16 protein-coding genes are annotated in these 20201 nt (G+C 71.9%); 6 read left to right on the top strand and 10 right to left on the bottom strand.

Annotation, left to right across the window (positions count from 1 at the left end):
• Positions 1 to 5: 5 nt before the first annotated feature.
• Positions 6 to 860, bottom strand: coding sequence for an aldo/keto reductase (locus tag BLV02_RS19350; protein ID WP_069109713.1), 855 nt, complete (start codon positions 858 to 860; stop codon positions 6 to 8).
• A gap of 107 nt (positions 861 to 967) precedes the next feature.
• Between BLV02_RS19350 and BLV02_RS19345 the strand changes: the two genes are divergently transcribed.
• Entirely contained in the window at positions 968 to 1846 is an 879-nt protein-coding gene (locus BLV02_RS19345; RefSeq protein WP_069109712.1) for a LysR family transcriptional regulator, read from the top strand.
• On the opposite strand, the gene BLV02_RS19340 is transcribed toward BLV02_RS19345, so the two are convergent.
• From BLV02_RS19340 to BLV02_RS19325, 4 genes are all read right to left on the bottom strand, one after another.
• On the bottom strand, positions 1843 to 2643 hold the full coding sequence (locus BLV02_RS19340) for a SigB/SigF/SigG family RNA polymerase sigma factor (protein ID WP_069109711.1): 801 nt from the start codon (positions 2641 to 2643) through the stop codon (positions 1843 to 1845). The two genes, BLV02_RS19345 and BLV02_RS19340, sit on opposite strands and share 4 nt — an antisense overlap.
• Positions 2644 to 2903: 260 nt before the next feature.
• Positions 2904 to 3107, bottom strand: coding sequence for a cold-shock protein (locus BLV02_RS19335; protein WP_069109710.1), 204 nt, complete (start codon positions 3105 to 3107; stop codon positions 2904 to 2906).
• A gap of 261 nt (positions 3108 to 3368) precedes the next feature.
• Positions 3369 to 4046, bottom strand: coding sequence for a uracil-DNA glycosylase (locus BLV02_RS19330; RefSeq protein ID WP_069109709.1), 678 nt, complete (start codon positions 4044 to 4046; stop codon positions 3369 to 3371).
• A gap of 32 nt (positions 4047 to 4078) precedes the next feature.
• A complete protein-coding gene (locus BLV02_RS19325) occupies positions 4079 to 5680 on the bottom strand; it encodes a peptide chain release factor 3 (RefSeq protein ID WP_069109708.1) in 1602 nt (533 codons plus the stop codon).
• Between the two features lie 279 nt (positions 5681 to 5959).
• Here BLV02_RS19325 and BLV02_RS19320 point away from each other — a divergent pair, with 279 nt between their 5' ends.
• On the top strand, positions 5960 to 6556 hold the full coding sequence (locus tag BLV02_RS19320; protein ID WP_069109707.1) for a cysteine hydrolase family protein: 597 nt from the start codon (positions 5960 to 5962) through the stop codon (positions 6554 to 6556).
• Here BLV02_RS19320 and BLV02_RS19315 read toward each other — a convergent pair whose 3' ends face one another.
• Positions 6557 to 7435: a helix-turn-helix transcriptional regulator gene (locus BLV02_RS19315; protein WP_083288306.1), complete on the bottom strand. Its 879-nt coding sequence runs from the start codon at positions 7433 to 7435 to the stop codon at positions 6557 to 6559.
• A gap of 156 nt (positions 7436 to 7591) precedes the next feature.
• Between BLV02_RS19315 and BLV02_RS38065 the strand changes: the two genes are divergently transcribed.
• The 4 genes from BLV02_RS38065 (at position 7592) to BLV02_RS19295 (ending at position 15718) form a co-directional block, all read left to right on the top strand.
• Positions 7592 to 9211, top strand: a complete 1620-nt coding sequence (locus tag BLV02_RS38065; RefSeq protein WP_074946540.1) for a serine/threonine-protein kinase — start codon at positions 7592 to 7594, stop codon at positions 9209 to 9211.
• Between the two features lie 94 nt (positions 9212 to 9305).
• Positions 9306 to 9917 carry a DUF47 domain-containing protein gene (locus BLV02_RS19305; RefSeq protein ID WP_069109705.1) on the top strand — a complete coding sequence of 204 codons (612 nt, stop codon included), beginning with the start codon at positions 9306 to 9308 and terminating at the stop codon, positions 9915 to 9917.
• Positions 9918 to 9921: 4 nt separating this feature from the next.
• A complete protein-coding gene (locus BLV02_RS19300; RefSeq protein ID WP_069109704.1) occupies positions 9922 to 10929 on the top strand; it encodes an inorganic phosphate transporter in 1008 nt (335 codons plus the stop codon).
• 112 nt (positions 10930 to 11041) lie between these two features.
• Complete coding sequence (locus BLV02_RS19295; protein ID WP_069109703.1) at positions 11042 to 15718, top strand: ThuA domain-containing protein; 4677 nt, start codon at positions 11042 to 11044, stop codon at positions 15716 to 15718.
• Positions 15719 to 15767: 49 nt separating this feature from the next.
• Here the strand turns inward: BLV02_RS19295 and pstB are convergent, their stop codons facing one another.
• The 4 genes from pstB to pstS form a co-directional block, all read right to left on the bottom strand.
• Positions 15768 to 16547: a phosphate ABC transporter ATP-binding protein PstB gene (gene pstB, locus BLV02_RS19290; RefSeq protein ID WP_069109702.1), complete on the bottom strand. Its 780-nt coding sequence runs from the start codon at positions 16545 to 16547 to the stop codon at positions 15768 to 15770.
• Between the two features lie 18 nt (positions 16548 to 16565).
• On the bottom strand, positions 16566 to 17678 hold the full coding sequence (gene pstA / locus BLV02_RS19285) for a phosphate ABC transporter permease PstA (RefSeq protein WP_069109701.1): 1113 nt from the start codon (positions 17676 to 17678) through the stop codon (positions 16566 to 16568).
• Complete coding sequence (gene pstC, locus BLV02_RS19280; protein WP_069109700.1) at positions 17678 to 18631, bottom strand: phosphate ABC transporter permease subunit PstC; 954 nt, start codon at positions 18629 to 18631, stop codon at positions 17678 to 17680. Before pstC ends, pstA begins: the two co-directional genes overlap by 1 nt.
• 123 nt (positions 18632 to 18754) lie before the next feature.
• Complete coding sequence (pstS, locus tag BLV02_RS19275) at positions 18755 to 19900, bottom strand: phosphate ABC transporter substrate-binding protein PstS (RefSeq protein ID WP_069109699.1); 1146 nt, start codon at positions 19898 to 19900, stop codon at positions 18755 to 18757.
• Positions 19901 to 20201 lie beyond the last annotated feature (301 nt).

Here is a 20201-nt window from a genome sequence, read left to right as displayed (position 1 = left end):
CCACCTCAGCCGAGCGTGGCCAGCTCCTCCGGCGAGAGCACGAGGTCGACGGCCGCGGCGGAGTCGCGGATCGTCTCCGGCCGGCTCGACCCCGGAATCGGGATCACGTGCTCGCTCTTCGCCAGCATCCAGGCGAGGCACACCTGCTGCGGGCTGACGCCGTGCGCGGCGGCCACGCGGGCGAACGGCTCGTGCGCCGAGCCGAGGTCGCCGGCGCGGGAGATGCCGCCGAGCGGGCTCCACGGCAGGAACGCGATGCCGCGTCGGTCGCACAGCTCCAGTTCCGGCTCGCTGCTGCGGAACCGCGGCGAGAACTGGTTCTGCACCGACACCAGGCGGCCGCCCAGCACGTCGTCGGCGAGCGCGATCTGCTCAGGGTTGGCGTTCGAGATGCCGGCCATGCGGATCTTGCCGTCGTCGAGCAGGTCGCGCAGGGCGCCGACGGACTCCTCGTACGGGACGTAGGGGTCGGGCCGGTGGAACTGGTAGAGGCCGATCGCGTCGACGCCCAGGCGCTTCAGCGACGCGTCGCAGGCCCGCTTCAGATAGTCCGGTGCGCCGTTGCGCGACCACGTGCCGTCGCCGGGGCGCAGGTGGCCGCCCTTCGTGGCGACGAGGACGCCGGACGTGTCGCCGCCGTAGCTCGCCAGCGCCGTGGCGATCAGCGTCTCGTTGTGGCCCACCTCGTCGGCGTGCAGGTGGTAGGCGTCGGCGGTGTCGATGAACGTGACGCCGGCGTCGAGGGCCGCGTGGATCGTGGCGATCGAGCGGGACTCGTCGGGCCGGCCCTCGATGGACATGGGCATGCCGCCCAGCCCGATGGCGCTGACCTGGACGTCGCCGATGCGGCGGAACTGCATGGGAAGGGACCTCCGGGGATCGGGTGTGTGGGTCCAGTCTTCGTGCGGGCTGCTCGGTGTGTCCAACAGGAGAACCCGAACGAATTCAGAAGCTACGATTCTCAATCGTGGAACTGCGGCACTTGGAGCATTTCGTCGCCGTCGCCGAGGAGGGTCACTTCACCCGGGCGGCGCAGCGGCTGATCATCAGCCAGTCCGGGCTGTCGGCGTCCATCCGGACGTTGGAGCGCGAGCTGGGAGCGGCGCTGTTCCACCGCAACACCCGGCAGGTCAGCCTCACCGAGGCGGGCCGTGCGCTGCTGGCGGAGTCGCGCCGCACCTTGGCGTCGGTCGAGGCGGCGCGCGAGGCCGTGGCCGCCGTCAACGGCCTGCTGCGCGGCACGGTGCGCATCGGCGCCGAGCAGTGCCTGGGCGCCGTCGACGTCCCCGGCCTGCTGGCCCGGTTCCGGTCCGCGCACGCCGGCGTGGAGGTGCGCCTCGACCAGGCCGGCTCGGCCGCGCTGCTCGACGGCGTCCGGACCGGCGTCCTCGACGTCGCGTTCCTGCCGGTCGTCGCGCCGCCGCCGGAGGGCGTCGACCTCATCCCGCTCGGCGCCGAGGGCATGGTCGTCCTGTGCCGCCCGGACCACCCCCTGGCCGGGCGCGGCAGCATCGGGCTGGACCGCCTGCACGGCACGGCGTTCGTCGACTTCCAGGAGGAGTGGGGCGCCCGGCAACTGGCCGACGCCGCGTTCGCCGCGGCCGGCCTGGACCGCCGGGTGACCATGGAGGTCAACGACGTCCACACACTGCTCGACCTCGTCGGCCACGGCCTCGGCGTCGCGCTGGTGCCCGAGCACGTCACCCGCAAGCGGGCCGCCCAGGGGCTGGACGTCCTCCAGGTCGAGGACGCCCTGCCGCGCTGGGCGGTCTCCGTCGCGCTGCCGGCCGCCCAGCGTCGCGGGGTCGCCGTCGACCGCCTGCTCGGGCTGCTGCGGGCACCCTAGGCCGCGGCGGCGCCGACCCGGGCGCGCAGCTGGGTCAGGATGCGGGCCAGCAGCCGCGACACCTGCATCTGGGTGACGCCGAGCTCCTTGGCGATCTCCTGCTGGGTCCAGCCCTTGAAGAAGCGCAGGTACAGAATCTGGCGGTCGCGCTGCTTCAGGTCGCGGCAGGCCGGGGCCAGCGCGACCACGGCCTCGGCGCGGGCGAAGCCGTCGTCGTCCTGGCCGAGCGTCTCGGCCAGTGGGGTCTCCTCGCCGCCGGTGCCGCGGTAGTCGATGGAGGCCACCGTGAAGCACTCGTGCGACGCGCGGGCCTCCAAGACGTCCTCCAGTTCGACATCGAGGTGCTCGGCCAGCTCGGCCGGTGTGGGAGCCGCGCCCTTGGCCTGTGAGATCTCCGCCGTGGCGGCGGTGACCCGGGCGTGCAGCTCCTGGACCCGGCGCGGCGGCCGGACCGTCCAGCCGTGGTCGCGGAAGTACCGCTTGACCTCGCCGGTGATGGTGGGGACCGCGAAGGACACGAAGTCCCTGCCGCGGTCGGGGTCGTACCGCTGCGCGGCGTTGACCAGGCCGAGGCTGGCGACCTGCAGGAGGTCGTCGCGCTCGATGCCGCGCCCGGAGTAGCGCCGGGCGATCGACTCGGCCAGCTTCAGGTGAAGGAGAACGACCTCGTCGATGAGGCGCTGACGCTGCCGGCCGGAACTCGTGGCGGCCCGCCGGAGCAGGTCGTTGGTGAGTTCGTGACGGTCGGCCTTCTGGTGCTGGTGGTTGTCCGTCGTCGCGAGAACGTGGGTCTGCACGGCCTACACCTCATCCAGAATGAAGCGGAAGTGGCGATTGCTTGACCACGTGCCTCCCACCGAATCACAGTTACGCGTTCGTTATCAACCCCCTCCCGAACAGAAAGGTCCGTCTACTCCTCGGCAGCGGCCGCGGGCGGAGTCGCTGAACAGGGCGGATGGGGCGTGGTGGGCGGTCCGGACCGCGACCGAACCGGGCCCGGACGCACCGCTGCCCCCGTACCTGCGAGAGGTGCGGGGGCAGCGGAGCGACAGGTTGATCAGACCGGACGAACCGCGTCAGCCTGCGGGCCCTTCGGGCCCTGGGTGATCTCGAACTCCACCCGCTGGTTCTCGTCCAGCGTGCGGTAGCCGTCGGACTGAATCGCCGAGTAGTGCACGAAGACGTCCGGCTCGCCGTTGTCCTGTGCGATGAAGCCGAAGCCCTTCTCGGCGTTGAACCACTTGACGGTTCCCTGTGCCATGTGCCGTGTCCTCCTACGGGACGGTGACGAAGGCCGCACCGTGCGACCTCCGGGTTGCTGCCGCCGTCTCCCGCTACCACAGTGCTGGAGGCACAGAGAAGCGAAAAACGCCCGCGATAACATCCCACGGGCGTTCAAGGACGTGCGAGGAACTGTTACTGCAACCGCGGAAACAGTACCACCTTGGGCCCGCGCCGGGAAGCATACGATGATCGAACGCTAGTTGCACAAGTGTGTATCCCACTTTGTGAACGCGACGTGTCAGGGCAGCTTCCAGTCGACGGGCGGTGCGCCCAGCCCCTGCAGGAGCTCGTTTGCCCTACTGAACGGGCGTGAGCCGAAGAAACCGTTGCGTGCCGACATGGGGCTCGGGTGGGCCGACTCAATGCATGGAACGTTACCAAGTAGTGGCCGGAGATTTCTCGCATCGCGACCCCAGAGGATGGCCACGAAAGGCGTTCCACGTCCGACGAGCGCCCGGATGGCTTGCTCGGTGACTTCTTCCCACCCCTTTCCCCGGTGCGCGCCGGGATTTCTCGGCGCCACCGTCAGGGCTCGGTTGAGCAGCAGCACACCGTGCTCGGTCCACGGGGTGAGGTCGCCGTTGGCGGGCGCCGGGTGGCCGAGGTCGGCGGCGTACTCCTGGAAGATGTTGACGAGGCTCGGCGGTAGCGGCCGCACCTCCGGCGCCACCGAGAAGCTCAGCCCGACGGCGTGGCCCGGCGTCGGGTACGGGTCCTGGCCCACGATGAGCACCCGGACGTCGTCGAACGGCTGGGTGAACGCGCGCAGGACGTTGGGCCCGGAGGGGAGATAGGTGCGGCCGGCGGCCAGCTCGGCGCGCAGGAACTCGCCCATGGCGGCGATGCGCGGGGCGACCGGTTCGAGGGCGCGCGCCCAGCCGGGATCGACGAGTTCGGAGAGCGGCCGAGCAGTCATGGCGGCCACCTTATAGAAGGTGTGCCCCTGCGTCAGTCGGCGCCGGCGACGAGCGGTTCGAGCATGACGTCGGGGTGCCGGCGCTGCACGGACGCCAGCCGCCACTTGTCCGGGAACAGCGCCAGCAGGGCGCCGTCGCGGCGCTCGGCCACCTCGACGCCGGCCTCGGCGTTCAGCAGCGGCGTGCCGTCGGTGTCGGTGCGCCGGGCCAGCCCGTAGGGGAGGGAGTCGAGGGCGACCGGCACGCCGAACTCCTGGCCGAGGCGGGTCGTGGCGACCTCGAACTGCAGCGGCCCGACTGCGGCCAGGATCGGCGAGCCGTCGCCGCGGCGGTTCGAGGTGAGGATCTGGACGACGCCTTCCTCGGCCAGCTGCTCGATGCCCCGGCGGAACTGCTTGGCCTTGCTGGTGTCGGTGGTGCGCGCGGTGACGAAGTGCTCGGGCGCGAACGACGGCATCGGCGGAAAGGCGACCGGCGCGCCGTCGGCGTACAGGGTGTCGCCGACGGTCAGGGCGTTCGCGTTGACCAGGCCGACGATGTCGCCGGGGTAGGCGATGTCGATGGTCTCGCGCTCGCGGCCGAGCATGGTGCGGGCGTACTTGGTGGCGAACGGCCGGCCGGTGGCGGCGTGCGTGACGACGGCGCCGCGCTCGAACCGTCCGGAGCAGACCCGGACGAAAGCGAGGCGGTCGCGGTGGGCCTTGTCCATGCCGGCCTGCACCTTGAACACCAGCCCCGAGAACGGCGCGTCGACGGGCCGCGGCGTGCCCTCGGCGTCGGGCCGGGCGGTGGGCGGCGGGGCCAGCGCGACCACTGCGTCGAGCAACTGGCGCACCCCGACGTTCACCACGGCGGCGCCGAACAGCAGCGGCGTCGACGTGCCGGCGTGGAACGTCTCGAGGTCGAGGGTGTCGAGCAGCGAGACCTCGTCGAGCGCCGTGCCCCAGGCGTCGGCGTGCCGCTCCTTCGCCTCGGCCGCCGTGAGCACCTGCTCTTCGGCGATGCGCGCGCCGCCGGGCGCCCGCTCGAACGCCGTCATGGTCTCGTCGTCGCGGTCGAGCAGCCCGTGGAACGTGCCGGCCTCGCCGACCGGCCAGTTCAGCGGCGTGGCCGTCAGCCCGATGCGCTGGTCGAGCTCGTCGACCAGCTCGAGGACGTGCATGCCCGGCCGGTCCCACTTGTTGACGAACGTGATGACCGGGACGCCGCGGTGCCGGCACACGTCGAACAGCTTCAGCGTCTGCGGCTCGAGCCCCTTGGCGGCGTCGAGCAGCATGACCGCGCAGTCGACGGCGGCCAGCACCCGGTAGGTGTCCTCGGAGAAGTCGGCGTGCCCCGGCGTGTCGAGCAGGTTGACGACGTGGCCCTGGTACTCGAACTGCAGCGCCGCCGACGTGACGGAGATGCCGCGCTCCTGCTCCATCGTCATCCAGTCGGAGATGGTGCCGCGCCGGCCCGCCTTGCCGTGCACCGCGCCGGCCTCGCCGATGACCCGCGCGTGCAGCGCCAGCGCCTCGGTGAGCGTCGACTTCCCGGCATCGGGATGGCTGATGACGGCGAACGTCCGGCGCCGCGCCGCCTCGGCGGCGACGCCGGAGGCAGCAGCCGGCGACGCGGCGGAGACAGGGGGCATGGCGCCAATTCTACGTGCGCCCCTCACCCTCCCCGCCGCCAACTCGAGGCGAGGCTGGGGCTGTGGGATGACTTTCCGGTCTTGGTCGTCTTCGGGTCATCCCCTCACCGCCGACGACGTGCTGCGCCACCCGCACCGCACGGTCGACCGCATCCGGCGCTACGTCCACCTCCGCTCCACCGCCTCAGTCAACGGGGGTGTGCGGGGGTGGCGGGATGTGGCGGTAGGTCGGCGCGATCACGCCTGGGCGGCGACGGCCGGCCGCCGGAGGATCGAAGGATGAGCAGAGCGCTACTCGTCATCGACGTCCAGGAGTCGTTCCGGCAGCGGCCGATCTGGGAGCTGATCTCCGACCCCGACATCGCCACCAAGGCGGGCCGGCTGGTCGAGCACGCCCGCGCGCAGGGTGACCTCGTCGTGTGGGTGCTGCACACCGAGCCGGGCACCGGCACCGTCTTCGACCCGGAGCGGGGCTACGTCCAGCTGCTGCCCGGCCTCGACCCGCGGCCCGGCGAGCCGGTGCTGACGAAGTCGTCGCACAACGCGTTCACGACGACCGCGCTGCAGCAGCTGCTGACCGAGCGCGGCATCCGCGAGGTGGTGATCAGCGGCATCCGCACCGAGCAGTGCTGCGAGACGACGGCGCGGCTGGCGTCGGACCTGGGCTACCGGGTGACGTTCGTACTGGACGCGACCGCGACGAACCCGATCGAGGCTCCGGACGCGCCGCCCGGGCGCGGCAACGCCGAGATCCTCGCCGACCCGCGCACGCTGGGCGTCGACGAGGTCATGACGCGGACCGAGTACGTGCTGGCCGGCCGGTTCGCCACCGTCGTGCGGCTCGCCGACGTCGTGGGCGAGCCGGCCGCGGTCTAGTCAGTCAGCAGCGGGGACGGGGCGGAAGATCTCGCGCACGTCGCGCGGCTCGAACGTCTCGTGGGTGGGCTGGGCCGCGGACACGTGGTCGAGCTGGAACCAGCGGCCGGCGTCGGACTCGCGGCTCCAGACCAGCACGAACCAGGCGCCGTGCGAGTGGGCGAACCCGAGCGGCTCGACCTGCTCGGTCAGCGCCTCGGCGTCGTCGTCGGTGGCGGCGGACGCGGACGCGGGCCCGGCGGCGTGGTCGAGCAGGACGACGCGGTGGTCGCGGATGGCGTCGGCGAGGACGGAGCGGACGGCGTCGTCGTGGTCGGGTTCGGGCTCGCCGGGCCGGATCCAGATGCGTTCGGCGACGGCGGTGACGTCGGCCCGGCGGTCGGGCGCGACCGCGCGCAGGACCTTGGCCGCGGCGGACGCACCGGCCGCGGCGAACGGCTGGTCGGGCACCGCCTGCAGCCCGACGACGATGGCCAGGGCCTCGTCGGGGGTGAGGCTGAGGGCCCGCTGCCCGGACTGGTCGATGACGTAGCCGCCCTGCGGCCCGCTGGACGCGCGGATCGGGACGCCGGACTGCTGCAGCGCGATGACGTCGCGTTTCACCGTGCGCGCGGACACGCCGAGCCGCTCGGCCAGCCACGACGACGTGCGGCCCTGGCGGCCGGCCGCGTGCAGTTCGCGGGCCAGGCTGTCGAGCCGGGTGCTGCGGCTGGCCCGCCCGCCCGCCTCGCCCAGCCGGGCGTCGGCCGGCGACGGACGAGCGCCGCCGGGCCCGCGCCGAGGCGCCGCCGGGGTCTCGGCCGGCCGGCGCATGCGCGGCAGGCGGGACGGTGCGTCGGTGGTGTCGTGCTGAGCCGTCGCCTGGCCCTGGCTGCCCATCGCCGGTCCTCCCCAGCCGGACGCATTCGGCCCGGCCGCACCCCCATGATCAATCGTGTTCGTCATAGCAAAGCACGCCGCGGCCCCGCAGGCGTGGCGCTCGCCCGGCGTGGCTTCGGAATGCCTCGTCGCGGCCCGGTCGGTTACCGTCTACGTGTGGATGCGAGGCCGGCCGAACTCACCCACATCGGCCCGTACCGGGTGGTCCGCCAACTTGGTGAGGGCGGCATGGGGGTCGTGTACTTGGCGACCGCACCTGACGGCCGCTCGGTGGCGGTCAAGACGCTGCGGCCGTGGCTCGTCGGCGGCACCGACGGCCGGCGCCGGTTCGAACGCGAGGTCGCCACGCTGGTCCGGGTGCGCGGCGCGCGCGTCGCCGAGGTGCTCGACGCCGACATCGCGGCCGAGCCGCCGTACATCGTCACCCGGTTCGTCGACGGCGTCCCGCTCAGCGCGTGGGTGTCCGAGTACGGGCCGCTGGCCGCCGCCGACCTGCGCATCCTGGCCCGCGGCCTGCTCGAGGCGCTCGAGGCGGTGCACGCGGCCGGTGTCGTCCACCGCGACATCAAGCCGGGCAACGTGCTGCTGGCCGAGGGCGGGCCGGTGCTGATCGACTTCGGCATCGCGCACGCCACCGACGACACCCGGCTCACCGCGACCGGCCTGATCTCCGGCACCCCCGGCTACTTCGCCCCCGAGACCGTCCTCGGCCGCGACCCGACGCCGGCCACCGACGTGCACGCGTGGGCGGCCACGCTCACCTACGCCGCCACCGGCCGGGCGCCCTACGGCGGCGGCCCCGACCTCGCCGTCGTCGACCGCATCCGGCGCGGCGAGCACGACCTCACCGGCGTCGAGCCGTGGCTGGCGGCGGTGCTCGACGCCGCGCTGCACCCCGATCCCGCCCGCCGGCCCGACGTCCCCGCCCTGGCGCACGCCATCGGCACCGGCGAGCCGCCCACCATCACGGCCGCGCCGCCGGTCGCCGAGCCGCCCACCGTCGCCGTGCCGCCCGCCGTCGACGACACCGCGCGCTTCGCGCCGGTGCCGCCGCCCCCGCTGCCGGTCACGCCCGCGCCGCCCCCGTACGTCCCGCCGACCCAGGTGCACCCGCCGCCGCTGCCGGGCCGCGACCGCCGTCCGCAGCAGCAGAAGCCGTCACCGCTGGCGGTCCCGCCGCCGCGGCCCGGCGGCGAGTCGCTGGCGCCGGGCAGCTGGCGGTCCCGGCTGGCGATCGGCCTGGGCGGACTGCTGCTGGTCTTCCTCACCGCGGCCGAGCCGTACGCCGGTGGCGCCGTCGCCCTCGCCGTTCTGCTGACCGGCCGCATCGTCTGGCGGGTCCAGCGGCGGCTGTTCGAACGGCGCGAGGCGCGCGGCACACAGCGCAACGACGGCGTCGTGGCGGCGCTGGCCGCACCCTGGGACATCGTCGCCGCGGCGGTGCCGTGCCTGTTCCAGCTGCTGGTGGCGGCGCTCGGCGCGCTCGTGGTCGGCGGCGCCCTCGACCTCCTGGACGTCGGCGGCGCGCGCACACCGTCCATCGCGGCCGCCGTCGTCGGCACCTGGCTGGTCTGGCGCGGCCCGGGCACGGTGCGCAGCCGGCACGGCATCAGGTCGATGCTCGCGCCGCTGGACCGGTCTCGTGAGGTGGCGTGGGTGGTGCTCGGTGCGCTGTTCGTCGCGGCCTGCGGCGCGGTGCTGGTGTTCGACTCGTTCGGGGGCGGCTGGTGGCCGGCGGACTTCTCGGTCGACGACCTCACCTGGTGGGGTAGCTGAAGATCCACTGACGAAACGGGCGAGCGTGTGACGCGTCACAGAGTGTTCACCGTTTAGCATTCGACCGTTCGCCTCCGTCCGACAGAGGAGTTTCGTGCGCTTTTCTCCGCGGGACAACGCCTTCTTCGACCTGTTCGAAGCCGACGCGCGCAACCTGCGCGACGGCGTGCGGCTGTTGTCCGAGGCGCTCGCGTCCGACGCCGACCGAGCCGACCTCGCGGTCCAGCTCAAGGAGGTCGAGCACCAGGGCGACGAGCACACCCACGACATCATCCGGCGGGTCAACTCCACCTTCGTGACGCCGTTCGACCGCGAGGACATCTACCGGCTCTCCAGCGCCCTCGACGACGTGCTCGACGACGTCGACGCCGCGCTGGACCTCATGGTGCTGTACCGCGTCGGCGAACTCCCGTCCGGCGTGGGCGACCTCGTCGACGTCCTGGCCCGCGCGGCCGAGCTGACCGCCGAGGCGATGCCGCGGCTGCGGACGCCGTCGGAGCTGACCGACTACTGGATCGAGGTCAACCGGCTGGAGAACCAGGCCGACCAGGACTACCGGCGGCTGCTCGCCCGCATCTTCTCCGGCGAGTACGACGCGCTGACGGTGCACAAGCTCAAGGACGTCGTCGACACCCTGGAATCGGCCGTCGACGGCTTCGAGACGGTGGCCAACATCGTCGAGCAGATCGCCATCAAGGAGTCGTGAGCGGGTGGAGCTCGCGCTCATCCTGACGGTGATCGTCGTCGCGCTGTCGTTCGACTACACCAACGGGTTCCACGACGCCGCCAACGCCATCGCCACGTCGGTGTCGACCCGGGCGCTCACGCCGCGTGCGGCCCTGCTCATGGCCGCGTCGATGAACCTCATCGGCGCGTTCCTCGGCACCGGCGTCGCGCAGACCGTCGGCAGCGGCATCATCGAGGCGCCCGAGGGTGACAGCGGACTGCTGGTGGTGCTGGCGGCGCTGGTCGGGGCGATCGTCTGGAACCTCATCACGTGGTGGTTCGGCCTGCCGTCATCGTCGTCGCACGCGCTGATCGGCGGACTGGTCGGCGCGGCCATCGCGTCGGCCAACACGGTCAAGTGGACCGGCATCCTCGACAAGGTCGTCATCCCGATGGTGGTGTCGCCGATCGTCGGGTTCGCGCTGGCGTTCCTGGTCATGACGGCGATCCAGTGGATCTTCCGCCGGTCCAACCCGGGCCGGGTCAACCGCGGCTTCCGGCTGGCGCAGACGTTCAGCGCCGCCGCCATGGCGCTCGGCCACGGCCTGCAGGACGCGCAGAAGACCATGGGCGTCATCACGCTGGCGCTGGTGGTCGGCGGGTACCAGGCCGGCTTCGACGTCCAGTGGTGGGTCATCGTGCTGGCGGCGACGGCGCTCGCGGCGGGCACGTATGCGGGCGGCTGGCGGATCATGCGGACCCTGGGCCGGCGCATCGTGCACCTCGACCCGCCGATGGGCTTCGCCGCCGAGTCGGTGGCGGCCGGCGTCCTCTACACGACGGCGTTCGCTTACCACGCGCCGATCTCGACCACCCAGACCATCACCTCCGCCGTCATCGGCGTCGGCTCGACGAAGCGGCTGTCGGCCGTGCGCTGGGGCGTGGCCGGGAACATCGTCACCGCCTGGGTGCTCACCATCCCGATGGCCGGTCTCGCGGCGGCGCTCAGCTACGGCCTGCTGCACCTGATGCCGGGGCTCAGCTCGCTCTGAGCGGCGCCCCGGCGGGGTCCGGGGTCTTGACAGGTCGGAGTGATCACCGACAGACTCGTCCGCGGTAAGCGCTTTCCGAATCGTCCTCACCCCCGCATGGACGGAGTCCCGAATGCGCCGATCCAGCCTGCTCTCAGCCCTGTCCGCCGGCGTCCTGGCAGCCGCGCTCGCCGGCGCCCCGCCGACAGCAGCAGCACCCGATCCGCCTCCTGCCGAGGCCGCGGACGCGCAGTTCCGCGCCCTCGTCTACTCCGCGGCGGCCGCCGAGCCGCAGGAGCCGGTCGCGGCCGGCGCGGCCCTGATCCAGGAGCTCGGCGCCGCGAACGACTTCGAGGTGGTGGTCGACGACTCCACCGCCCTGTTCACCGACGCCGAGCTGGCCGGCTTCGACGTCGTCGTCTTCAACAACACGCCGGCGGACGGCGCGCTGCTCGGCGAGGAGGAGCGCGCCGCGTTCACCCGCTACATCCAGAACGGCGGCGGCTACGTCGGCCTGCACGCCGCGGCCGCGGCCGAGCCGGACTGGGAGTGGTACGGCGGCCTCGTCGGCGCCCGGGTCAGCAACCACGCCGACCTCGGCGCCGCCGGCGAGACGCTGCCCGGCCGCATCGAGGTGCTGGACCGGGTGCACCCGTCGACCAGCGAGCTGCCGCAGCTGTGGGAGCGCTCGGAGGGCTGGGTGAACCTCGACGCCGACCCGACCGGCAGCGTTCACGTGCTGGCCGAGATCAAGCTCCGCGACGGCATCCCCGGCCTCGGCTCCGGGCTGAACCACCCGTTCTCGTGGTGCCAGGTCTACGACGGCGGCCGGTCCTGGTACACCGCCGGCGGCCACGACGCCGCCGCGTTCGACGAGCCGGAGTTCGCCGGGCACCTGCTCGGCGGCCTCACCTGGGCGGCCGGCGCGGTGCCGGGCGACTGCGGCGCGACGGACGCCGAGAGCTTCGCCGTCACGCAGCTCACCGACGACCTCGCCGACCCGTTCGAGCTGGAGGTGCTGCCGGACCGCCGGGTCATGTACATCCAGCGCACCGGGCAGTTCAAGCTGATCGACCAGACGACGCTCGAGGTCACGACCGTCGGCGACCTGGAGCTGGGGCTCAGCACCGCCCGGCACTCGGACGGGCTGACCGGCTTCGCGCTGGACCCGGACTTCGCCGCGAACGGCTGGGTGTACGCGATGTACTCCGATCCCGACGTCGCGCAGATGAACATCTCCCGGTTCACCTTCGACTTCGAGACGTCGCTGCTGGACATGGAGTCGGAGAGCCGGCTGCTGGACTTCCCGACGTGGCGCGACATCGGCCTGGCCAACGTGCACATGGGCGGCGCGGTCGAGTTCGGTCCGGACGGCAGCCTGTACGCGTCGATGGGCGACAACACCGACTTCTCGCAGTCGAACAACTACGCGCCGATCGACGAGCGGCCGGACCGCGCGGCCTGGGACGCCCAGGCGACGTCGGCCAACACGAACGACCTGCGCGGCAAGGTGATCCGGATCCAGCCGGCCGACGACGGCGGCTACACCATCCCGGACGGCAACCTGTTCCCGCCGGGCACGGCGCAGACGCGGCCGGAGATCTACGCGATGGGGTTCCGCAACCCGTTCCGCATGACCGTCGACCAGCAGACCGGTGACGTGCTCGTCGCCGACTACGGGCCGGACGCCACCCAGGCGAACCCGGCGCGCGGCCCCGAAGGGCTGGTCGAATGGAACGTCGTCAGCGAGGCCGGCAACTACGGCTGGCCGCACTGCGTCGGGAACAACCTCCCCTACATCGACTACGACTTCGCCACCGGCACCTCCGGCGAGCCGTTCGACTGCGCCGGCGGCCCGGTCAACGACTCGCCGCACAACACCGGCCTGCAGCAGCTCCCGCCGGTGCAGGAGGCGTTCGTCTGGTACGGCTACGGCACGTCGCCGAACTTCCCCGAACTCGGCAGCGGCGGTGCGGCCCCGATGAGCGGCCCGGTCTACGACTACGACCCGGACCTGGAGTCGGACACCAAGTTCCCCGAGTACTACGACGGCAAGTGGTTCGTCTTCGAGTACGCCCGGAACTGGTACAAGACGTTCACCCGGGTCGAGGCGGACCAGTCCTTCCAGGACGAGCGGTTCGCCCCGGTCGCGGCCGGCGACCTGATGTCGATCAACCCGGTGTTCGGCGGCACCACGTTCCGCGGCCCGTTCGACGCGACGTTCGGCCCGGACGGCTCCATGTACGTCATCGACTTCGGCTCCGGCAGCGGGGCGGGACGCGGCGACGTCAACGAGGGCGCCGGCATCTACCGCATCGACTACGTCGGCGGCGACCGCCCGCCGACCCCGAAGGCGTCCGGCACGCCGACGTCGGGCCAGCTGCCGCTGACCGTGCAGTTCTCCAGCGAGGGCACCGAGCACTCCGCCGGCCTGCCGATGACGTTCCACTGGTCCTTCGGCGACGGCGCCACCTCGGACGAGCCGAACCCGTCGCACACGTACACCGAGGCGGGCAACTACACCGCGCTGCTCACCGTCACCGACAGCCGGGACCGCAGCTCGGTGGCCGCGGTCCGGATCTCGGCCGGCAACACCCGGCCGGAGGTCGGCTTCAGCTGGCCACCGCACGGCGGCTTCTTCGACTGGGGTGACGAGGTCGCCTACGACGTGACGGTCGACGACGTCGAGGACGGCAGCATCGCCGACGGCTCGATCGAGTGCGGCGCCGTGACCGTGGGCGCGCTGCTCGGGCACGACCAGCACGCACACCCGCTGGACAACTACCCGCACTGCACCGGGACGATCCCGACCATCACCGACGGCGGGCACGGCCAGGAGACCAACCTCTACTACGTGCTGGAGGCCAGCTTCACCGACGCCGGTGCGCCCGGAGTCGAGCCGCTCACCGGCGGTGACGCCGTCCGGCTGAACCCGAAGCGGCGCGAGGCCGAGCACTACGCCGCGGGCGAGGGCGTGCAGATCTTCGAACGGCCGCTGGCCAGCGCTCGGGCGCGGGTCGGCAGCATCTCGCACGGCGACTGGATCAGGTTCGACACGGTGAACCTGACGAACATCGAGTCGCTGACCGTCGGGGCCTCGTCGGCCGCGCACGGCGGCACCATCGAGGTGCGTCGCGACGCGCCAGACGGCGACCTGCTGGGCTCGGTGGACGTGCCGGTGACCGACAACGTCGACACCGTCGTCGAGCGGACCACCGACCTGGTCGACCCGGGCGACACCTTCGACATCTATCTGGTGTTCCGCAACGAGGGTGTCACCGCGGACCTGATGGCTCTGGACTGGCTGCGGTTCAACGGCGACGGCGTCAGCGTGCCGCGGCCGCCGTGCGAGGACGGCGGCGTGGACGAGTTCGACGGCGACGCGCTGAACACGTCCTGCTGGTCGTCGATCGTCCGCCACGACCCGGCCGGCTACCAGGTGGCGGACGGGCAGCTGGTGCTGCCGACGGCGCACGGCGAGCTGACCTCCGCCCGGGCCGACGCGAAGAACCTCGTCATGCGGCCGGCGCCGGAGGGCGGCTGGACCGCCACCACCCGCGTCACCGCCGACGTGGGCACCGCGTTCCAGCAGGCCGGTCTCGTCCTGCATGCCGGTGACGCCGACTTCGCCAAGGCGGTGGTCATGGCGCGGCCGGACGGCACCCGGCGGATGTCGTTCTTCACCGTCGCGGGCGGGCAGGAGCGCAACACGTCGGCCGACTACGTCGCGCTGCCGGCCGACTTCCCCGACACGTTCGACCTGCGGCTGGTCAGCGACGGGCTGGAGGTGCGGGCGGAGTACTCCACCAACGGCGAGCAGTGGCTGCCGGTGGGCCGTCCGTACGGCCTGGGCACGATGTCGACGTGGAACGTGGGTGTGCTGGCGCTGTCCGGCGGCAACGGCGACCCCAGCATCCCCGTCGTCGACGTCGCGTTCGACCGGTTCGAGCTGACCGAGTCCGAGCCGCAGGTGTGCCCGGACCCGGAGCCGGCCGACGGCTTCACCGCCCTCTGGGACGGCAAGTCGCTGGAGAACTGGGCGATGGTGGGCAACGGCTCGTTCACCGTCACGTCCGACTGCACGCTGCTCAGCCGCGGCTCCGGCGGCCTGCTCTGGTACACACCGCAGGCCTTCGGCGACTTCCACCTGCGGCTGCAGTACAAGATGAACAACGCGTCGGACAACTCCGGGGTGTTCCTGCGCTTCCCGGCGCCGCTGGACTGGCAGGGCCCGTGGGTCCGCCAGCCCGACGACAGCGTGCGCGGCTACGAGGCGCAGATCCACGACGACCCGGGCGGCGGCGACCCGCAGAAGACCGGCTCGATCTACAACTTCGCCACCATCACCGACGTGCTGGCCAACCCGATCGGCGAGTGGAACACGTACGAGATCAGGGCCGTCGGGCAGACGTACACCGTCTGGCTGAACGGCGAGCTCGTCAACACCTACACCGGTGACGGGAGCCGGGCGCTCGAGGGCCACATCGGGTTCCAGAACCACCACGACGGCTCCGACGTCGAGATCCGCGACGTGTGGATCGCACCGGTCGAGGCCGCCTGCCCGCAGCCGGACCCGCGGGCCACCGTCGTCGTCGGGACGGTCGACAGCGGCGTGCCGAACCGCGCGGCCGCCGACGGGTGCACCGTCAACGACCTCATCGAGGAGGACCGCGACTGGGGATCGTCCGGCGCGTTCCTCCGGCACGTCGGCGAGGTGCTGGACCGGCTGCTGGCCGAGGAGGTCGTCGACAACCGGGAGGCCGCCGCGATCCGCCGGGCCGCGGCGGAGTCCGGCATCGGCCGGGGGTGATGCCGTGCCCGCCCACCACGCCGCAGCGTGGTGGGCGGGCGCCGGTCCGTCAGCCGAAGCGGCCGGAGACGTAGTCCTCGGTGGCCTTCACGCTGGGGTTGGTGAAGATCTTCGCGGTGTCGTCCATCTCGATCAGCTTGCCGGGCTTGCCGGTGCCGGCGATGTTGAAGAACGCCGTGCGGTCGCTGACCCGGGCGGCCTGCTGCATGTTGTGGGTGACGATGACGATCGTGTAGTTCTGCTTGAGCTCGCCGATGAGGTCCTCGATGGCCAGCGTCGAGATCGGGTCGAGCGCCGAGCAGGGCTCGTCCATCAGCAGCACGTCGGGCTGCACGGCGATGGCGCGCGCGATGCACAGGCGCTGCTGCTGGCCGCCGGACAGGCCCGAGCCGGGCTTGTCGAGGCGGTCCTTGACCTCGTTCCACAGGTTCGCGCCCTGCAGCGAGCGCTCGACGACGTCCCTGGCGTCGCTCTTGCTCAGCCGGGTGCTGTTGAGCTTCATGCCGGCCAGCACGTTGTCGCGGATGGACATCGTCGGGAACGGGTTGGGCCGCTGGAACACCATGCCGACCTGGCGGCGGACGGTGACGGGGTCGACGGTGGGGCCGTAGAGGTCCTCGCCGTCGAGCAGTACCTTGCCCTGCACCCGCGCGCCCGGAATGACCTCGTGCATGCGGTTGAGGGTGCGGATGAAGGTCGACTTCCCGCAGCCGGACGGGCCGATGAAGGCCGTGACCGAGCGAGGCTCGATGGCCATCGACACGCCCTCGACCGCGAGGAAGTTGCCGTAGTAGACGTTGAGATCGCCGACGTCGATGCGCTTGGACATAAGGGCGGTTTCCTTGCTCTAGCGGCCGGTCTTCGGGGCGAACAGGCGGGCGATGAGTCGGGCGACCAGGTTCAGCAGCATGACGATCAGGATGAGCGTCAGCGCCGCGGCCCAGGCCCGGTCGAAGCTCGGCTGCGGCGACGAGCCCGACAGCGGCCGCATGGCCTGACTGTAAACGTACGCCGGCAGCGACATCATCCAGTCGGAAAACGGGTTGCTGTTGATCGACGAGGTGAAGCCGGCGGTGACGATCAGGGGCGCGGTCTCGCCGACGACGCGGGCGATGGCCAGCGTCACGCCCGACGCGATGCCGGAGATCGCCGTCGGGATGACCACCCGGACGATGGTGCGCCACTTCGGCACGCCCAGCGCGTACGCCGCCTCGCGCAACTCGTTCGGGACGATCCGCAGCATCTCCTCGCTGGAGCGCACGACCACCGGGATCATCAGCACCGACAGCGCGACGGCGCCGGCGAAGCCGTTGCGGGTGCCGACGCCGAACAGCACCGCGAACAGCGCGGCGGCGAACAGGCCGGCCACGATCGACGGGATGCCGGTCATGACGTCGACGAAGAAGGTGATCGCCTTGGCCAGCCGGCCGCGCCCGTACTCGACCAGGTAGACCGAGGTGAGCAGGCCGATCGGCACCGAGATGACGGTGGCCAGGCCGGTGATGAGGAAGGTGCCGAGGATGGCGTGGTACGCGCCGCCGATGTACGGCGCGGCGCCCTCCAGCGCCTGCTGGTCGTTCAGGCCGGTGACGTTGCGCATGGACGTCGTCAGGAAGTCGATGCTGAACCGCGCCATGCCGTTGTCGACGACCGACCAGATGACCGAGACCAGCGGGACCAGCGCGATGCCGAACGCGGTATAGACGAGCCCGGTGACCAGCTTGTCGGTGGCCTTGCGCCGGCCCTCGACCACCGCCGACAGGACGGTGTTGACGACCAGGAAGGCCAGCACCGAGAGCACGGCGAAGGAGACGATCGAGAACCCGCGGAAGATCGCGGACAGGCCGGCGCCGGCCGCGATCGACAGCACCAGGACGACCTGCGTGGTGTAGCGGGGCAGCTGGTTCTGGGCCAGCGAGCTGCCGCCGGCCGGCGGCGCGGGCTTCGTGGCGACGGACATCAGTTGGCCCCCGAGAACTCACTGCGGCGCGACACGATCCACCGCGCGAACATGTTCACGGCCAGCGTGATGGCGAACAGCACCAGGCCGGCGGCGATGAGCGTGTTGGTCTTGAGCCCCGACGACTCGGGGAAGTCCAGGGCGATCTCGGCGGCGATGGTGTTGTTGCCGGCGGTGACCATGGACCAGGTGAAGCCGCCGGTCGAGAGCACCATCGCGACGGCCATCGTCTCGCCGAGCGCGCGGCCCAGGCCGAGCATGATGCCGGAGATGATGCCCGGCCGCCCGAACGGGATGACCGCCATGCGGATCATCTCCCAGCGGGTGGCGCCCAGCGCCAGCGCCGCCTCCTCGTGCAGCGTCGGCGTCTGCAGGAACACCTCGCGCGAGATGGCGGTGATGATCGGCAGGATCATCACCGCGAGCACCAGGCCGGCCGTCATCATCGTGCGGCCCGTGGCCGAGGCCGGGCCGGAGAAGAACGGGATGAAGCCGAGGTTGTCGGCCAGCCAGCCCCAGGCCGGCTGCACCTGCGGCGCCAGCCACTGGATGCCCCACAGGCCGAAGACGACGCTCGGGATGGCGGCCAGCAGGTCGACGATGTAGCCGAGGCCCTGCGCCAGCCGTCGCGGCGCGTAGTGCGAGATGAACAGCGCGATGCCCAGCGCCAGCGGCGTCGCCACGATCAGCGCGATGACCGCCGCGGCCAGCGTGCCGAAGACCAGCGGCCAGACGTAGGAGAAGAAGCCCTCGCCACCGTCGATCTCCGACGGGTCGGCCGTGAACGTGGGCAGCGCCTCCCTGACCAGGAAGGCGGCCACGCCGGCGAGGATGACCAGGATCAGGATGCCCGCGACCTGCGCGGACCGGGAGAAGATGCGGTCGCCAGGGCGCGTCTTCGCCCGCCGGGCAACGACGGGCCGCTCGGTCGGCGGTGGTTCGGTGGTGGTCACGGCGTCAGCTCCGGGTCGTGGAGGTCTCGCGGTTCATGCCGGTGTCGTGCGGACGCCGGGCGGTCCGTCCCGCATGGGGACGAGCCGCCCGGCGACGTGGAACTCCGTGGCACAGGATAGGACTCAGCCGACCTCGATCGACTCGACGACGGCCTGCACCTCGGTCTGCAGCTCCGGCGAGATCGGGGCCGAGCCCGCGGCAGCGGCGGCGGCCTGCTGGCCCTCGTCGCTCGCGACGTAGCCGACGTACGCCTTCACCAGGTCACCGACCGCCGGGTCGGCGTACGAGGTGCAGACGATGGTGTACGAGACCAGCACGATCGGGTAGGCGCCGGACTCCGTGGTGTCGCGGGCCAGCTCCAGGACGATGTCGTTCTCGGCCCGGCCCTCGGCCCGCGGCGAGGCGTCGACGACGGCGGCAGCGGCCTCGGCCGAGTACTCGACGAACTCCGCGCCGACGCCGATGGCGGCGGTCTGCAGGTCGCCGACGGCGGCGGCGCTGGCGTAGCCGATGGTGCCCTCGGCGGCCTGGACGGCGGCGATGACGCCCGGGGTCTGAGCGCCCGCCTCACCCGGCAGGTCGCCCGGCCACTCGCCGCTGACCTCGTACGTCCACGCCTCCGGCGCGGCCGCGGCCAGGTACTCGACGAAGTTCTCGGTGGTGCCCGACTCGTCCGAGCGGTGCACCGGCGTGATGGTGGTGTCCGGCAGCGTGGCGTCCGGGTTGTCCGCGACGATGGCCGGGTCGTTCCAGGTCGTGATGGTGCCGTTGAAGATGTTCGCCAGCGTCACCGGGCCCAGCTGCAGGTTGTCGACACCCGGCAGGTTGTAGGGCACGGCGATCGGGTCGATGAACAGCGGCAGGTCGACGGCCGGGGCGCCACAGGCGGTCTCGGCGGCCGCCAGCTCCTCCTCGTCGAGGGCGGCGTCGGAGCCCGCGAACGCGACCGCCCCGGAGGTGAACTGCTCGCGGCCGGCGCCGGAGCCCTCAGGGGCGTAGTTGACGGTGACGTCGGGGTACTGGCCCTGGAAACCGGCGATCCACGCCTGGACCGCGGACTCCTGCGAGCTGGCGCCGGCGCCGTTCAGCGTGCCGGAGAGGTCCCCGCCGCTGCCGCCGTCGGGTTCCTCACTGCTCCCGCCGTCGGGGCTCTCTTCGTTCGACGAGTTGCCGGTGTCGGGGTCCGAGCCGCAGGCTGCCAGCACGAGGGCGGCCGCGCTGGCGACGGCTACGGGTGCCAGCGTGCGGCGCACGATGCTGAGGTTCACGTCTGGTGTCCTTCCTGGACCAATTCGTCCTTGCGTATCGCCTAGAACGTAGATTTCGGAGGTGACGCCGTTCCCCGCTGAGAGTGAACGGGGAATGAACGCCTGGCGCAGAGCAGACGACGGATCGCTGACCGTGTGATGGCTGTCACGTGAACAGGCCGCGTGGTCGGTTGCGAGACGATCACAACGTGCCGTTGAGAGCGGTCACAGGTCGATAACCAGCGGCGGGGCGGCGTCGCCCGCTGTGGCGTCAAGTCGTCCGGGCGTGCGGTGATGGTCGCGGGCGTGGTGACACCAGCGC

The sequence above is a fragment of the Jiangella alba genome (genome assembly GCF_900106035.1).
GTDB classification, from domain to species: domain Bacteria; phylum Actinomycetota; class Actinomycetes; order Jiangellales; family Jiangellaceae; genus Jiangella; species Jiangella alba.
This window is presented reverse-complemented; position numbering and strand designations above follow the sequence as displayed.

Bases quoted from the DNA above. Each gene is read 5' to 3' on its own strand.
- BLV02_RS19325 (WP_069109708.1), bottom strand. From the start codon at position 5,680: ATGCCCCCTGTCTCCGCCGCGTCGCCGGCTGCTGCCTCCGGCGTCGCC.
- BLV02_RS19295 (WP_069109703.1), top strand. From the start codon at position 11,042: ATGCGCCGATCCAGCCTGCTCTCAGCCCTGTCCGCCGGCGTCCTGGCA.
- BLV02_RS19320 (WP_069109707.1), top strand. From the start codon at position 5,960: ATGAGCAGAGCGCTACTCGTCATCGACGTCCAGGAGTCGTTCCGGCAG.
- BLV02_RS19350 (WP_069109713.1), bottom strand. From the start codon at position 860: ATGCAGTTCCGCCGCATCGGCGACGTCCAGGTCAGCGCCATCGGGCTG.
- pstA (WP_069109701.1), bottom strand. From the start codon at position 17,678: ATGTCCGTCGCCACGAAGCCCGCGCCGCCGGCCGGCGGCAGCTCGCTG.
- BLV02_RS19330 (WP_069109709.1), bottom strand. From the start codon at position 4,046: ATGACTGCTCGGCCGCTCTCCGAACTCGTCGATCCCGGCTGGGCGCGC.
- pstB (WP_069109702.1), bottom strand. From the start codon at position 16,547: ATGTCCAAGCGCATCGACGTCGGCGATCTCAACGTCTACTACGGCAAC.
- BLV02_RS19335 (WP_069109710.1), bottom strand. From the start codon at position 3,107: ATGGCACAGGGAACCGTCAAGTGGTTCAACGCCGAGAAGGGCTTCGGC.
- BLV02_RS19315 (WP_083288306.1), bottom strand. From the start codon at position 7,435: ATGGGCAGCCAGGGCCAGGCGACGGCTCAGCACGACACCACCGACGCA.